The 15,564-nt window shown below is 60.1% G+C and carries 14 protein-coding genes and 1 pseudogene; 6 read left to right on the top strand and 9 right to left on the bottom strand.

What is annotated here, in order from left to right:
• The 3 genes from ACTIEN_RS20675 to chvE form a co-directional block, all read right to left on the bottom strand.
• A partial coding sequence (locus ACTIEN_RS20675) for an ABC transporter permease subunit (RefSeq protein WP_439525043.1) occupies positions 1-766 on the bottom strand: 766 nt, incomplete at its 3' end.
• Positions 767-776: 10 nt separating this feature from the next.
• Positions 777-2,297, bottom strand: coding sequence for a multiple monosaccharide ABC transporter ATP-binding protein (gene mmsA, locus ACTIEN_RS20670; RefSeq protein ID WP_439525042.1), 1,521 nt, complete (start codon positions 2,295-2,297; stop codon positions 777-779).
• A gap of 100 nt (positions 2,298-2,397) precedes the next feature.
• Positions 2,398-3,453, bottom strand: a complete 1,056-nt coding sequence (gene chvE / locus ACTIEN_RS20665; RefSeq protein WP_439525041.1) for a multiple monosaccharide ABC transporter substrate-binding protein — start codon at positions 3,451-3,453, stop codon at positions 2,398-2,400.
• 66 nt (positions 3,454-3,519) lie between these two features.
• Between chvE and ACTIEN_RS20660 the strand changes: the two genes are divergently transcribed.
• Positions 3,520-4,497, top strand: a complete 978-nt coding sequence (locus tag ACTIEN_RS20660; RefSeq protein ID WP_439525040.1) for a LysR family transcriptional regulator — start codon at positions 3,520-3,522, stop codon at positions 4,495-4,497.
• A 56-nt stretch (positions 4,498-4,553) separates the two neighbouring features.
• Entirely contained in the window at positions 4,554-4,901 is a 348-nt protein-coding gene (locus ACTIEN_RS20655; protein WP_439525039.1) for a transposase, read from the top strand.
• A 173-nt stretch (positions 4,902-5,074) separates the two neighbouring features.
• On the opposite strand, the gene ACTIEN_RS20650 is transcribed toward ACTIEN_RS20655, so the two are convergent.
• The 4 genes from ACTIEN_RS20650 to ACTIEN_RS20635 all read right to left on the bottom strand — a co-directional run bounded on the left by ACTIEN_RS20650 (position 5,075) and on the right by ACTIEN_RS20635 (position 9,195).
• Positions 5,075-6,112: a LacI family DNA-binding transcriptional regulator gene (locus ACTIEN_RS20650; protein WP_439525038.1), complete on the bottom strand. Its 1,038-nt coding sequence runs from the start codon at positions 6,110-6,112 to the stop codon at positions 5,075-5,077.
• 31 nt (positions 6,113-6,143) lie between these two features.
• Positions 6,144-7,646, bottom strand: coding sequence for a tripartite tricarboxylate transporter permease (locus tag ACTIEN_RS20645; RefSeq protein ID WP_439525037.1), 1,503 nt, complete (start codon positions 7,644-7,646; stop codon positions 6,144-6,146).
• 12 nt (positions 7,647-7,658) lie between these two features.
• Entirely contained in the window at positions 7,659-8,078 is a 420-nt protein-coding gene (locus ACTIEN_RS20640) for a tripartite tricarboxylate transporter TctB family protein (RefSeq protein ID WP_439525036.1), read from the bottom strand.
• 67 nt (positions 8,079-8,145) lie between these two features.
• Positions 8,146-9,195, bottom strand: coding sequence for a hypothetical protein (locus tag ACTIEN_RS20635; RefSeq protein ID WP_439525035.1), 1,050 nt, complete (start codon positions 9,193-9,195; stop codon positions 8,146-8,148).
• Positions 9,196-9,422: 227 nt separating this feature from the next.
• Here ACTIEN_RS20635 and araD point away from each other — a divergent pair, with 227 nt between their 5' ends.
• The 4 genes from araD to ACTIEN_RS20615 are packed head-to-tail and all read left to right on the top strand — an operon-like array spanning position 9,423 to position 14,340.
• A complete protein-coding gene (gene araD / locus ACTIEN_RS20630) occupies positions 9,423-11,165 on the top strand; it encodes an L-arabinonate dehydratase (protein WP_439525034.1) in 1,743 nt (580 codons plus the stop codon).
• Complete coding sequence (locus ACTIEN_RS20625; RefSeq protein ID WP_439525033.1) at positions 11,165-12,064, top strand: dihydrodipicolinate synthase family protein; 900 nt, start codon at positions 11,165-11,167, stop codon at positions 12,062-12,064. Before araD ends, ACTIEN_RS20625 begins: the two co-directional genes overlap by 1 nt.
• Before the next feature lie 9 nt (positions 12,065-12,073).
• Positions 12,074-12,799: a ribonuclease activity regulator RraA gene (locus ACTIEN_RS20620; protein WP_439525032.1), complete on the top strand. Its 726-nt coding sequence runs from the start codon at positions 12,074-12,076 to the stop codon at positions 12,797-12,799.
• Positions 12,800-12,813: 14 nt separating this feature from the next.
• Positions 12,814-14,340, top strand: coding sequence for an aldehyde dehydrogenase (NADP(+)) (locus tag ACTIEN_RS20615; protein WP_439525031.1), 1,527 nt, complete (start codon positions 12,814-12,816; stop codon positions 14,338-14,340).
• 81 nt (positions 14,341-14,421) lie between these two features.
• Here ACTIEN_RS20615 and ACTIEN_RS20610 read toward each other — a convergent pair whose 3' ends face one another.
• Positions 14,422-15,306 (bottom strand): 2-hydroxy-3-oxopropionate reductase, encoded by an 885-nt coding sequence (locus ACTIEN_RS20610; protein ID WP_439525030.1) that lies wholly within the window; start codon positions 15,304-15,306, stop codon positions 14,422-14,424.
• 59 nt (positions 15,307-15,365) lie between these two features.
• Positions 15,366-15,564 (bottom strand): annotated as a pseudogene (locus ACTIEN_RS20605) (D-2-hydroxyacid dehydrogenase); the annotation flags it as partial.

Genomic DNA, 15,564 nt, shown 5'->3' with positions numbered 1-15,564 from the left:
CCCGGAATGTCGCCAGCTTGTACAGGATGAAGATCAGGGCAAGCGCAATGATCGCAATCCGTGCGACAAAGAATGCGCGGGGTTCGTCTTCGATTCCGTAGGCCTTGTTTTGCGCGCGCTGGCGCAGGCCCGACCAGACAACCCAACTTGCCGCGATAATGCCCGTGGCGAACGCCAGCATGTTGAAATTGCGAACCTCGAACAGGCCCTTGAACGCTTCGCCGCCGGGAAGGATATCGGGCACGAAGCCTGTTGCAATGACCTGAAACTCACGCGGAAACGGACCAACCGATTGCCCTTCGAGCAGCCAGAGCGACAACCCGCGAAACACCAGCATTCCTGCCAGCGTCACGATGAAGGACGGGATCTTCCAATAGGCGATCCAGTATCCCTGCGCTCCGCCGATGATCGCGCCGACCACCACGCAGGTCAGCATGGTCACGGCCATCGAGATCTCGTAGTTGACGATCATGACAGCGGACAATGCGCCGACAAAGCCCATGACTGACCCGACCGACAGGTCGATATGCCCCGCCACGATGACGACCAGCATTCCAAGCGCCATGATGACGATATAGCTGTTCTGCAACAGCAGGTTCGTCAGGTTGATCGGCTTGAGCAGCGTGCCGCCTGTGACAATCTGAAAGAACGCCATGATGGCAATCAGCGCGAACAGCAGGCCGTATTCGCGCAAATGCGCCTTGAGGTAGCTGCCAATGCGACTGGTCGCGCCCGCGCTTTGGGAAGTGTTTTCCGCCACAGACATGCCTGTCCCCTTATTCGTTCACGATGAGCGACATGATGCGCTCCTGACTGGCCTCGGATGCAGGCATCTCGCCCACGAAGGCCCCTTCGTTCATCACATAGACCCGGTCACACATGCCCAGAAGTTCGGGCATCTCGGACGAGATCATGACCACGCCTTTCCCGGCAGCGGCCAGATCGTTGATCAGACCGTAGATTTCGTATTTCGCACCGACATCGATGCCGCGCGTGGGTTCATCGAGGATCAGGACCTCTGGTCCGACGAACAGCCATTTCGACAGCACGACTTTCTGCTGGTTGCCGCCCGACAGGTTCACAACCTTCTGGAACACACCCGGCGTCCGGATGCCCAGATCCTTGCGGTACTTCTCGGCCACCTCGGTTTCGGCGTGATCGTTCAGCACCGAGGCGCGGGCCACTTCGGGCAGGTTGGCCAAGGTGATGTTGCGCGTGACGGTATCGTCAAGGATCAGGCCAAGGCTCTTGCGGTCTTCGGTGACATAAGCCAGCCCGGCCTTGATGGCGCGGCTGACGTTTGACACATCCACTGGCTTGCCGTGCATTTCAACTGTGCCGGTGATGCTCTGGCCCCAGCTCTGGCCAAAGATCGACATGGCCAGTTCGGTGCGCCCTGCCCCCATCAGCCCGGCGATGCCGACCACTTCACCCGCGCGGACGTCAAAACCGATATTGCGGATCACCTGCCGGTCGGCATGTTCGGGATGCGCCACGGACCAATCGCTCACACGCATGATGCGTTCGCCGATCCTGGGTGTCCGCGGCGGATAGCGGTTTTCCATCGACCGACCCACCATGTCGCGCACGATGCGGTCTTCAGTGATGCCTTCGCTTGCTGCAAAGCTGGATACCGAATGCCCGTCCCGGATCACCGTGACCGTGTCGGCGATGCGGCGCACTTCGTTCAGCTTGTGGCTGATGATGATCTGCGTCATGCCCTGCGCCTTCAACTCGAGCATCAGGTCAAGCAACGCCTGGCTGTCGCTTTCAGACAGCGCCGATGTCGGCTCGTCCAGGATCAACAGTCGTACATCCTTGGCCAAGGCCTTGGCGATTTCGACAAGCTGCTGCTTGCCGACGCCCAGCTTTTCCACAAGCGTCGTGGGCGCATCGCGCAGCCCGACCTTGCGCAGCAGGGTTTCCGTGCGCTGGTTGGTCTCGCGCCAGTCGATCACACCGCCCTTGGCGTTCTCGTTGCCCAGAAACAGGTTCTCGGCAATCGACAGAAGCGGCACAAGCGCCAGTTCCTGGTGAATGATAATGATGCCGCGCGCTTCGCTGTCGGAAATGTCCCGAAACTGCGCCAGCGCGCCGTCATAGTGGATTTCGCCGTCATAGCTGCCCGCCGGATAGACGCCGGACAGCACCTTCATCAGCGTTGACTTGCCCGCGCCGTTCTCACCACAGATCGCATGAATCTCGCCGGTTCGAACCTTGAGAGACACGTCATCAAGCGCCTTGACGCCCGGAAACGTCTTGGTGATGGACCGCATTTCCAGCAGCGTATCCTGCATCGCGACAGCCTTTGGATTGGTGGTGTGTTGAGGTGGACCGACCCGCATTCAATGCGAGCCGGCCCGTCAGACCAGTGTCAGCTTGTTCAGCGCGTGACGCTTACTTGATCTGGTCCATGCTGTAGTACCCGGTGTCGATCAGACGCTCTTCCCAGTTGTCCGCCGTCACCTTGAGAGGCTCGAGCAGGTACGAGGGCACAACCTTGACGCCGTTGTCATAGGTGCTTGTGTCGTTGATCTCGGGTTCGCCCCCTTCGAGAACCGCCTCGACCATGCCGACCGTGACACGCGCCAGTTCGCGGGTGTCCTTGAAGATCGTCGAATACTGCTCGCCCGCGAGGATCGACTTGACCGACGGCACTTCGGCATCCTGACCCGTCACGATCGGCATCGGCGTGTCGCCGGACCCGTACCCTACCCCCTTGAGCGAGGACAGGATACCGATGGACAGACCATCATAGGGCGACAGAACGCCGTGTACCTGAGCATCGGTGTAATGCGCCGACAGAAGGTTATCCATCCGCGCCTGTGCAACCGCACCGTCCCAACGCAGCGTGCCGACGGTGTCCATGCCCATCTGACCCGAAACGATATTGACCTTGCCGCTGTCGATCAACGGCTGAAGAACGGACATCCCGCCATCATAGAAGAAGTACGCGTTGTTATCGTCGGGCGACCCGCCGAACAGCTCGACATTCCATGTCTCCGCGTCCGGGAACCGCTCTTCCAGACCCGACACCAGCGTTTCCGCCTGCTGCACACCAACCTTGAAGTTGTCGAAGGTCGCGTAATAGCTGACATGCGCGCTGTCGCGGATCAGGCGGTCATAGGCGATGACCTCGATCCCGGCAAAGCTTGCGTTTTCAAGCGCGTTGGACAGCGTGGTGCCGTCGATCGCCGCGATCACCAGCGCATCGACGCCATTGGTGATCATGTTCTCGATCTGCGCGAGCTGGTTCGGAATGTCATCCTCTGCATATTGCAGGATGGTCTCGTAGCCGGCGGCTTCGAATTGTTCCACCATCGATTCGCCGTCCGAAATCCAGCGCGCCGACGATTTCGTGGGCATCGCGATTCCGACAAGGCCTTCCGCAAAGGCCGATGTTGCCAGTGTGGACACCAGCGCCGTGGTGACCAGAACAGATTTAAGGGTCATGTTTTTTTCCTCCCGTGGCAGACGCTCTCCATTGCGGCTCTGCCTTCTGAGCGAATGCCTATCCGAGTGGCGCATACCAAACCAATGCAAATTTTATCGACGGCCATAATAAAAATGTTATGCTCTGCCATGTCCTCCGCATTGACCAACCGTCTCAAGCCATCACACCTCAGATTGATCCGCGCCATCAATGACTGCGGCAAGTTGCAATTGGCGGCGGATGCCGTCGGCATGTCTCAACCCGCCGCGTCACGGTTGCTTTCGGATATCGAGACCGATGCCGGGGGAGCGCTGTTCGACCGGCTGCCGCGCGGCATGGTCCCGACCGCGGCCGGGGCGGCCTTTGTGCGTCGCGCGCGCGTCATCCTTGCCGAGGTCGACGCGTTGGACAGCGAGGTTGAACAGTTGCGCACCGGCCTTGCCGGCACCGTGCGCGTCGGTGCCGTCACCGGACCCGCCGTTGGGGCCTTGGTGCCAGCCTTGACCATGATGCGCCAGAAGGCTCCGGAAATACAACCTACTGTCGAAGTAGCACCTTCCGTTACTTTGATCCGTGGGCTGGAAGAAGGCCGATTTGATTTTGTTCTGGCCAGGCTTGGGTCGGACAATGACACACGCTCTTTTCATGCCTATCCCGGTCGAACAGAGGAAGTGTCCCTGGTGGTTCGCAGCGCACACCCGTTAGCGGGCCAGATTGTGTCCTTGTCTGACATCCTTCCTTTCGAATTTGTCATCCAAGAACCCGGGTCCCCTATCCGTACTGCGCTGGAAAATTCATTTCTGGAGCATAGGCTGCCGACCCCGTCCAAGGTCACGAACAGTTCCTCTTTGTTGATCGCCCTCAGCTACATCGCCGGGACAGATGCCATCGCCCCGCAAACCCGCGAGGTAGCACAGCTGCTGACGCGAACCAATTCGAGACTGTCGATCATCGGTATTAAAGAAGACATTATCGTCTCATCTTTCCTTGTCTTGCACCACCGACACCACCCACTTTCGCCACTGGCGAAAAATCTGCTGGACGAAGTACTTCAACGGATGTGAAGGGCACCGCCGAGCACGAGCACGCAAGACATCGGTGATCCAGCGGTCAAACAGGTTTGTGCACGATTCGCCGGGGGCCCGGTGACCTGACGATCTGGGTCGCTGATGACGTTACCCAGAATTGGAGTGCGCTGCGCCGCAGGTCACACGAGGGCCAAGCGCGGTATTCGGATCTGGCAATCGAGAAATGTCTGACGTTGCGTGTCGTTTTTCGGTTAGCTCTTCGACGGACCCAAGGCTTGATGCGTTCGCTTGCCCGGCTGATGAGATTGGATATAGCAGTCCCGGATTTCTCAACGCTTTCGCGGCATAGCAATGGCCTGATCACCCGTAAGAAATGCGAAACGCTCTTAGGGCGCGATTACGCCTGTCGTCGACTTAACCGGGCTGAAGATGCATGGTAGGAACGGGTGAGGAAAGCGATTTCCCTTCAGAGCCGACGAGGGTACAGCAAATATCATCTTCCTGCGTCAGCCTCATAGCTCGGGACAGAAAATCTGACAAATCCACTGAGACTCCTATTGCTTCCGGGGGCAGTGGCCTTGGCCTATCTGTCTCTTCCATCACGTTGGTGCAGTTAGCCGGACTCACGCTGTTGTACTTCAAAGCCGACATCCGTCACGGCTTCGATGGTGTCACTGTAATCGAGACGCGCCAGCAACTGGTCTGCGGCGCGCGTGCCCAGGGCATCGCGGTCAACCCGGACAGTGGTGAGCGATGGATAAACATCAGCGGCGAATTCCTGATCGCCAAAACCGATCACGGCAATTTCGCCGGGAACGTCAAGTCCCCGGACCTGTGCCTCGACCAGCACGCCATGAGCGAGAACGTCCGAACTGCAAAAGATCACGCCACGCGTAAATCCTTTTTCTTCTATCAGGTGTCCGAGCGCCGAACGCCCGGCACCAAAGCGCGCAGCCCCTCCAATATCGGCGCGCGCGACCGGTTGACCGCCAAGTGCCTCAAATCGGGCGGAAAACGAGGCGCGTCGACGGTCGGCTCGTTCGTCCGCTGCTGTCACGGTCGCGGCCCGTACATAGCCCTTGGTGCGGGCGAATTCGGCAACTGCCCGGCCCGCGTCGGCATGACTGAACCCGACGCACAGGTCGATGGGCGAACTCGTCAGATCCCAAACCTCGACCACCGGGATATTGGCCCCCAAGAGCAAGCGACGGGCCTGTGCACTGTGATGAATCCCGGTCAGAAGCATGGCGTCCGGCCTGCGGGACAGATGCGCCGCAATCAGCGTTTCTTCCTCGGCCGGGTCAAAACCTGTTTCGGACAGCAGGATCTGATACCCCGCCTGTCGGATTCGTTCGCTGAAACTGCGAACGAACGACGAATAGACGACATTCGTGATCGACGGGATCAGGGCGGTGACCAGCCTCGATTTGTTCGACGCAAGCGCCCCCGCGATGGCGTTGGGCACGAATCCGGTAACCTCGATCGCCTCTCGAATGCGGCGCAGCGCATCCGGAGACACCTTGGAGGGGTCCGACAATGCCCGCGAAACTGTGACCTGGCTCACTCCGGCCATCCGGCCCACGGCGGCCATGGTCACGCGCTTCGAGGACGCTCCGTTCTGTCTGGTCTTTTCCTGTGTCATCGGGGGCATATTTTGACTCCCTCCCGGCGTCACGCAAGCGCTATGACGAGCGAGCTTCCAGTTTTCGCTGACGCTTCGACATATAAACCGATGCGATCAGGGATCCGATGATCAGTACCCACAAGACCGCGGCGATCCAGCTCTTGGTGAAGAAAATTGTCAGGTCACCAAAACTTTCGAGGCTCTTCACAAAGTAGATCTCTGCCGAGGGGCCAAGGATAAAGCCGATGATGAACGGTGCGACCTCGAGCCCGAGCTTGACCGCGACCCAGCCGAACAGGCCGAAGATCAACAAAGTCCAGACGTCGAACATGATGCCGTAATTGATCGTGTAGGCCCCGATCACGCACATCATCAGAATGATCGGAAACAGCACGTGTTTCGGGATCGTCACGACCAACGCGAAATAGCGAATTGCCAGATACATCATGGCAAACATGGCGATATTGGCAATCAACATGGCGAAGATCATCGCGTTCCACGTCTCGGGATTGTTGCCGATGAAGAGCGGCCCCACCTGGATGCCCTGAAGGGTAAACGCACCGATCAGGAGCGCCGTCGTGCTGTCACCGGGAATGCCGAGGGACAGAAGCGGCACCAGCGCGCCACCGGTCAGACCGTTATTGCCGGATTCCGAGGCCATGAGCCCGGCGGGTTCCCCCTTACCGAAGGTCTCCGGCGTCTTGGAGAAGGTCTTGGCGTTGGAATATGCGAGAATGGACGCTGCCGAGCCACCGACACCGGGAAGGATGCCCACGAAGGTGCCGATGCCCGAGGAGCGGATCAAATTGACGGCCTGTCCCTTGAAGACCGAGAATGAAAAGGTAGATCCGGAGCCGATCTTCACATCCTCCCGGCTTTGGCCCTTCGGCACTCCAAGCTCGGCCTCGTCTAGGATCGCGGCCAGACCGAACAGGCCGATCAGAACCGGCAGAAGGGAAAAGCCGCTGTCCAGCCAGTATTCCGTGCCCGGCGGAACAAGACGCAGGTTGCCATTGCCACCGTCGGAAATGTCATATGTGCCGATAAGCGCGATAAAGATCCCCAGGAACCCCGAGAAAATGCCCATCAGCATGTCTTTCGACAGCGCGGCCATGACCGTAAGTGCAAAGAGGATGATCAGGAATTTCTCGACATAAGAGAACTCTATGGCGAAATCCGCAAGCGTCGGCGCAAAGAAGTAGAGTGCGGTCAGACTGATGATCCCGCCGACAAAGGATGCCGTGATGCCGATGCGCAGGGCCTTTTCTCCCTCCCCGCGTTGGGCCATCGGATAGCCGTCGAACGTGGTCGTGATCGAAGACGGGGTGCCTGGAATACCCAGTAGGACTGCCGGAACCAGACCACCCGAGATGCCGCCGACATAAAGTCCCAGCAGCAGCGCTAGCCCGTTTTCCAAGCCTAGCGAATAGGTCAACGGAAGGCAGACAGCGACGGCCATTGTTGCGGTCATTCCGGGAATGGCCCCGAAGATGATCCCGACGAAGGTGCCCCCGACAACGAGGGCAAGGAACAGGGGGGTGATGAGCGACAGGAATTCCATGGGGCGTGTCCGTCAGGGAAGGGTCAGGAAAAAGATCTCGGTGAAGAGCCACCAGACCAGCGCGGGTGCACAGACAGCAATGACGAGCATGACACCCATCTGTTTCAATGTCCGTTCATGCATGAAAAGCACACCAGTCGCGAAGACGTAGGGAACCGAGCAAATGAGGAAGCCAAGTCCGGTGTTGGGCCAGAAATCCCCAATGGGTACCATCAGAGAGAAATACAGCACCGTCAAACCCAGCGCGCCAAAGAAACGGGGCTTGTCCATGTCGTCGAGGGCCAAGCGCCAGTAGGTGCCGGTCTCGGCAATCCGGCCGCGTTTGGTGATGAGGATCGCAAGGCCGAGCGCGGCAAGAATGCAGCCGATCAGGATTGGAAAGACCAGATGCGAACTTTGGAAATCGATGGTGACCTGCGTCAGGCTGCCCATTCTCTCCTCCCACAGAAGAACGGAAATTCGCCCGGGCGCGTCACTGCGCCCGGGCCGGTCGGTTCGATCAGGAACCGCTCGAGATCTGCTCGATGACCTCGGAATAGGTTTCGCGCTTGTCCATCAGATGCTGACGGGCGTCTTCGGCCGGCAGAAAGTTCGGAATGAAGAAGGACGCCTTCTGACGTTCCTGGATCTCACCCGCTTCGAATATCTCGGTCAGGGCCGTGTCGATCTGGTCGATGATCGCCGGGTCCATGTCCGGATTGTAGAGAAAGAAGAATTCCTTGTCGAAGGTGAAGTCTTCTTCGCCATCCAGCGTCACGCTTGTTTCGGGTGATGCGTATTGCAGCAACTGATCGCGTGTGGTGTTGCCCATGCCTTCGGCCGGAGCCTGAGCAAGCGTCTCGGCGCGCGCGGTGATCCAGACAAAGCGCATGCACTTCTGGTCGTCCTGCGGCAGTTGGGTGAATTGCTCGTTGGCCTGAATGGAGCCGTTGATAACATCGGCCAGATCGTCCCACATTGCCTGGTTCTTGTCAGACTGCGACCCGGTGTTGACCGCGACGATGTTCTCCTCTGAACCCGGGGAACGGACCGAAGCGGCGTTTTTCATGGCCGAGAAGCCAATCTCGGACACCCCACCCGGCTGGATGGCGACGCGCACACGCTCACCGGCTTCGGCAGCACTCAGGATGTCTTCCATCGACTGGTAGGGGCTCTCGCAGGACACGAGATAGGCGTTGCCCGGGTTTATCGCGACGGTCTGGCCAACGGTGTACCCCTCGAACGGGTTGTCGTAGCCGGTCACGCCATAGAGGTTCCCGAGATAGGACTGGTCGTGGAAGATCATCAGCGTGGTGCCGCGGCTGTCACGACCAAGCGCCTTGAACGCTTCGGATGCGCCAACGGCGTCGACCTTGATGTTGATTCCCAGATGTTCCGCCAGCGCGTCAGCGACAATCGCCGAGTTCTGATAGGTGTCACCGCCGGTCGATGTCGAACCGATGACCATGCGGACATTGCGCGGCAGATCCTGAGCGGTTGCGGCAATCGGTTGGATCAACAGCGCAGCGGTGCTGGCTGCGGCAAGTAGTGTTCTGCGGGTAAAGGGCATTGTTTTCCTCCCATGCACCGCCAGGTGGCGGCGTTTGGCTCCATTAAGTCACGCGCTTCAGAGGGTGCGTCAAGCGACTCACCTAGCTGATGTATGCGCATACATAACTTGAATACGATACCAACTCGCATGTCAATAACAGATTTATTTCCCTTTTGTCTCAGCATTCTGATTGACGATCTTGCAATGTATGCGCATACAATAAGGAAACCTGTCGGGAGGATGATATGAAAGATTCGCGGATCAAGACCCCAGATAACCTGCGTAGCTCGCGCTGGTTTGCACCCGATGACCTGCGCAGCTTCGGTCATCGGTCGAGGATGATGCAACTTGGCTATGCCGAAGAGGAATTCCGCGGCAAACCGATCATTGGTGTCCTGAACACCTGGTCCGAGATCAATTCGTGCCACGGCCATTTTCCGGAACGCGCGAAGGAAGTGAAGCGCGGCGTTCTTCAGGCTGGTGGCTTTCCCATTGAAATGCCGGTGATGTCGGTGGATGAACAATTCACCAAGCCCAGTTCCATGCTCTATCGCAACATGCTGGCGATGGAGACAGAAGAGGTCATCCGGTCTCATCCCTTCGACGGCATCGTCCTGATGGGCGGCTGTGACAAGACAACGCCCGCGTTGATCATGGGCGCGCTGAGCGCCGGCGTTCCCTTCATCTACCTGCCTGCCGGGCCGATGCTGCGCGGCAATTATGCCGGCAAGGTTCTCGGCTCGGGGGCCGATGCCTGGAAATACTGGGACGAGCGTCGCGCGGGCAACATCACGGCAGAGGAATGGCGCGGCGTCCAAGGCGGCATCGCGCGGAGCCACGGTGTCTGCATGACGATGGGCACTGCCTCAACGATGACCGCGATTGCGGATTCGCTCGGGCTCACCCTGCCCGGTGCGTCGTCGATCCCGGCGGTGGATGCGAACCACAGCCGGATGGCCAGCGAATGCGGTCGGCGCGTGGTGGACATGGTGTGGGAAGACCTCACGCCGGACAAGATCGTGACCGACGGCGCGGTGAAGAACGCGGCGATTGTGGCGATGGCGACCGGATGTTCGACGAACGCGGTTGTGCACCTGATCGCGATGGCCCGCCGTGCCGGTGTGTCGCTCACGCTTGACAATCTCGACGCGCTGGGGCGGGACACGCCGCTGCTCGCCAATGTCCGTCCGTCCGGCAAGGACTACCTGATGGAGGATTTCTACTACGCCGGTGGCCTGCTCGCGATGGCGAAACAGCTTGAGGATCGGCTCGATACCTCGTGCGTCACCGTCAACGGCAAGACCGTGGGCGAGAACATCGCCTCTGCAGAAGTCTACAACGACGACGTGATCCGTCCGCTTTCGAACCCGGTCTATCACCAGGGCTCACTCGCCGTGTTGCGGGGCAATCTCGCGCCTTTGGGGGCCGTGATCAAACCGGCGGCCTGCGATCCGAAATACCACACGCATGAAGGTCCCGCGATTGTCTTCGACAGCTATCCCGAGATGAAGAAGGCGGTGGATGACGAAACGCTCGATATCACGCCGGATCACGTCATGGTGCTGCGCAACGCCGGCCCGCAGGGCGGACCCGGATTCCCGGAATGGGGCATGTTGCCGATGCCGAAGGCGCTTTTGAAGCAGGGCTACCGCGACATGCTGCGGATCTCGGATGCGCGGATGTCCGGCACCTCCTACGGCGCCTGTGTCCTGCACGTCGCCCCCGAGAGCTTTGTCGGCGGACCGCTAGCCCTGCTCAAGACCGGAGATATCGTACGGCTGGACCTGCCAAACCGGACGCTGGACATGCTGGTGTCCGAAGAGGAACTGGAGGTCCGCCGCACCGCGTGGGTCGCCCCGGAACCGCGGTTCCAGCGCGGCTGGGGCTGGATGTTTTCCAAGCATGTCGGCCAGGCTGACACCGGCTGCGATTTCGACTACCTGACCCGCGAGCATGGCCCCGCGGCAGGTGAACCGGATATCTTCTGATGACACATGATCTTGATATGGCCCTTGCCGGAATTTCCGGAATTCTGGTCACACCGTACGACGATAACGGCGACATCGCGCCGGAAAAGCTGTCCCCGATCCTCGACCGGGCGCTGAATGCCGGGGTTCACATGCCGGTGGTCAACGGCAATACGGGCGAATTCTACGCGCTCACGACGGATGAAGCCTGCACGATGGTGCGCGAGGTGACCGCGCTGGTCGACGGGCGTGCGCCGGTGTTGGCCGGGGTCGGTCGGAGCCTGCGCGACGCTTGCCGTCTGGCCAAAGCTTCCGCCGAAGCGGGCGCAGCGGCCTTGATGGTGCACCAGCCACCCGATCCCTTCGTCAGCCCGCGTGGCACGCTGGACTATGTCCAGGCCATCATCGACGCGAGCGGCGGAATGCCGGTGATGCTCTATCTGCGCAACGACGCCATCGGTACGCAGGCGATTGTGGACCTGTGCGCCCTTCCTGGTGTGAAGGGCGTGAAATGGGCCACCCCGAACCCGCTGAAACTGGCCGCCGCCATCAACGCTTGCGATCCCGGCATCACCTGGGTCGGCGGGCTTGCCGAGGTCTGGGCGCCGCCGCTTTATGCGGTCGGCGCGCGTGGCTTCACAAGCGGCCTGATCAATGTCTGGCCGGAACGGTCCATGGACATCCACGCCGCCTTGACCGCCGGAGATTACCCCGAGGCGAACCGATTGATTGCCGGGATGCGGGCCTTCGAGGACATCCGCGCTGAAGAGTTGAACGGCACCAACGTGACTGGCGTCAAGGCAGCACTTCTTGCACAAGGACTGGACTGCGGCCCGACTCGCCCGCCGTCAGCATGGCCGCTGACACCGGCACAACAGCAACAACTCGACACTTTCATGGCCGAGAACGGCCTCACCTGAGGACCCAAGATGACGGATCATCCGCTGAAACCCGAAACCAAACAAAAGCTCGAGCAAGTGTCGGTTGCGACCTTGGCAACAGCCCTCTTCAAGCGCGGCTTGCGCCACCAGGTCATTCAGGACGTGCGCCCGATTTCGCAAAAGGGCAAGAACATGGTCGGCCCGGCGTTCACCCTGCGCTACATGCCCGCCCGCGAAGATCGCAACCAACTGGTGGAATTCCGTAACCCCGAGCATCCGCAGCGCAAGGCGATCGAAGACTGCCCGCCGGGGCACGTCATGGTCATGGACAGCCGCAAATCCGCCTATGCGGCAAGTGCGGGCGACATCCTGATCACCCGGCTGATGATGCGCGGTGCTGCCGGCGTGGTGACCGATGGCGGATTCCGCGACGCCATGAATATCGCCAGGCTCGACATGCCAGCCTATCACAACCGCCCGTCGAGTCCGACCAACCTGACCACCAACGAAGCCATCGCCATCAATGAACCCATTGGATGCGGAGACGCTCCGGTGTTTCCGGGCGATATTGTCGTCGGGGACGATGACAGCATCATCATCATTCCCGCGCATCTTGCGGACGAGGTCGCAGACGAAGCCATCGAGATGACCGCCTACGAGGATTTCGCGCTTGAGCAGGTCCAGAACGGCGCGACAATTATCGGGCTTTATCCGGCGACGAAAGAAGAAAACCTCGAGAAATTCGCCGAATGGCGGAAACAGAACAACCGATGAAACAGGAGGATCCCATGCTCGACGAAACCACATTCACACCGCACGGCAAGCATCTGATTGCCGGCGAATGGGTCGCCGGTGAGACCACTTTTCAGAACGAACCGGCGAGCGGACCGGCGCATGAGTTTGCCGTCGGCACTCCGGCGCTTGTCGATCAGGCTTGCCGCGCTGCGGAAGAGGCGTTCTGGACCTACGGGTATTCGACCCGCCAAGAGCGCGCGGCTTTCCTGAACGCCATCGCGGACGAAATCGACGCGCGCGCCGACCAGATCACCGAGATCGGCAGCCGCGAGTCCGGCCTGCCCGAAGCCCGGCTTCAGGGCGAGCGCGGACGTACAATTGGCCAGCTGCGGCTTTTTGCGGATCATATTCTCAAGGGGGATTACCTTGACCGCCGTCACGACGAGGCGCTGCCCGACCGGGCACCCCTTCCCAGACCGGACCTTAAGATGGTGCAACGCCCCATCGGCCCGGTGGCCGTTTTTGGCGCCTCCAACTTCCCGCTGGCATTTTCCACTGCCGGTGGCGATACCGCAAGCGCACTGGCCGCTGGGTGCCCGGTAGTCGTCAAGGGCCACTCAGCCCATCCCGGAACCGGTGAGATCGTGGCCGAAGCGATCAAAGCCGCAATTGTGACATGCGGCGTGCATCCCGGTGTGTTCTCGCTGATCCAGGGCGGCAAGCGTGACGTGGGACAGGCGCTTGTCCAGCATCCACTGATCAACGCTGTCGGCTTTACCGGTTCCCTTGGTGGCGGTCGCGCATTGTTCGATCTCTGCGCGCAGCGCCCGACGCCGATCCCGTTCTTCGGCGAGTTGGGCTCGGTCAATCCGATGTTCCTGCTGCCGGAAGCGATGAAGGCGCGCGGGCAGGCCCTTGCCGAAGGTTGGGCCGGATCGCTGACCATGGGTGCCGGTCAGTTCTGCACCAATCCCGGCATCGCCATTGTCATCGACGGCCCGGAGGCAGATGCGTTCATCGAAGCAGCAGGCAAGGCACTGGAGCCTGTCGCGGCCCAGACCATGCTGACGGACGGCATCGCAACCGCTTACCGTCAGGGTCGTGATCGTATCGCTGGAACCGCAGGTGTGCAGGAAGTGGTGACCTCCATGTGCGACCAGCGCAACGCGACGCCTTACCTCTACGCAACCACCGGTGACGCCTGGCTGGCCGACGAGGCTCTGGGCGAAGAGGTCTTTGGACCACTTGGTCTGGTCGTTCGGGTAAATGACTTTGACCAGATGCTGACAGTGGCCAAGTCCTTGGAGGGTCAATTGACGTGCACCTTGCATATGGACTCAGGCGACACCGAAATCGGGCAAAAGCTGATGCCGGTTCTGGAACGCAAGGCAGGCCGCGTGCTTGCCAACGGGTTCCCGACCGGTGTCGAGGTCTGCGACAGCATGGTGCACGGGGGGCCTTATCCGGCATCGACCAATTTCGGCGCAACGTCCGTGGGCACGCTTGCGATCCGGCGCTTTCTGCGTCCGGTCTGCTATCAGAATTTGCCGGTCGATCTGCTGCCGAGAGATCTGAAGTAAACGGGCAAAGTCGCCATGAATCTTGATCGCTTGCGACGTGACGCAAGCGGTCAAGGCATTTGGCGAAGCCCTGTTTGGTCTTTATTCCGACCCGACCTCATGGGCGGCCATGGTTTCCAACGCCCGGATCAGCGCCGAATGATCCAGATCACCATGACCCTGCGCGGAGCACGTGTTGAATAGCTCTTGCGCCAGCGCAGTGGCTGGCAGCGCGAGCTTCAGGCTGCGAGCGGAGGTCAGTGCGTTGTTGATGTCCTTCTGGTGCAACGAGATGCGGAAGCCCGGTTCGAACGTTCGATCGATCATGCGCTGGCCGTGCATTTCAAGAATCTTCGACGAGGCCAGGCCGCCCATGATCGCCTCGCGCACCTTTGCCGGGTTGACACCTGCCTTGGACGCAAAGAGCAGGCCTTCGGATACCGCGCCGATAGTAAGGGCCACCATGATCTGGTTGGCGATCTTTGCCGTCTGACCGGCCCCGACTTCACCGACATGGGTGATGTTTCCACCCATCACTTCGAGGATCGGCAGCATGCTGTCGAAATCCCCTTGCGCCGCGCCGACCATGATGGACAGCGTTGCCGCCTTGGCCCCTGCCTCACCACCGGAAACAGGCGCATCGAGATAGGCACAGTCCATGCCCGCAATGCGATGTGCAAAGTCTCGGGTGGCCACTGGCAATATCGAACTCATGTCAATCACCGTCTTGCCCGCGCTCAAACCCTCGGCAATGCTTGCATCACCGAACAGCACGGCTTCGACATCTGCGGTATCCGGCAGCATGAGAATGATGATGTCCGAGGCCTCGGCGACGGCCTTCGCCGACTCCTCGGCCCGGCCTCCCATTTCGACAAGGGCGCGCGATTTTTCCTTCACCCGATGCAGGTGGAGGTCGTAGCCAGCTTTGATCAGATGCCCTGCCATGGGCTGCCCCATGACGCCGAGGCCAATAAATCCAATCTTCATAATGTCGGTATCCATTCCTGAATGGCTCGAGAGGGCACGGCGGTGCGGGACATGCCGTCCTACCCGTTTGACCAGAGATCTTCTGCACTGATCCGGTTGAGCATCGTTTGCCCGGTACTATAGCGGTGCAGGTTGTCGATGATGATGTTCAACGATCGCTCGGACCGGTCGGTCAACTTGGCAGAGAAGTGTGGGGTAATGAGCAGGTTGGGGGTGTCCCAAAGGGGATGATCCGCAGGCAGAGGTTCGGGTGTTGTC

It is taken from the genome of Marivita sp. (assembly GCF_051859345.1).
Taxonomy (GTDB): domain Bacteria; phylum Pseudomonadota; class Alphaproteobacteria; order Rhodobacterales; family Rhodobacteraceae; genus Marivita.
The sequence above is the reverse complement of the archived record's forward strand: the minus strand, read 5'-3'. Positions and strand labels throughout refer to the sequence as shown.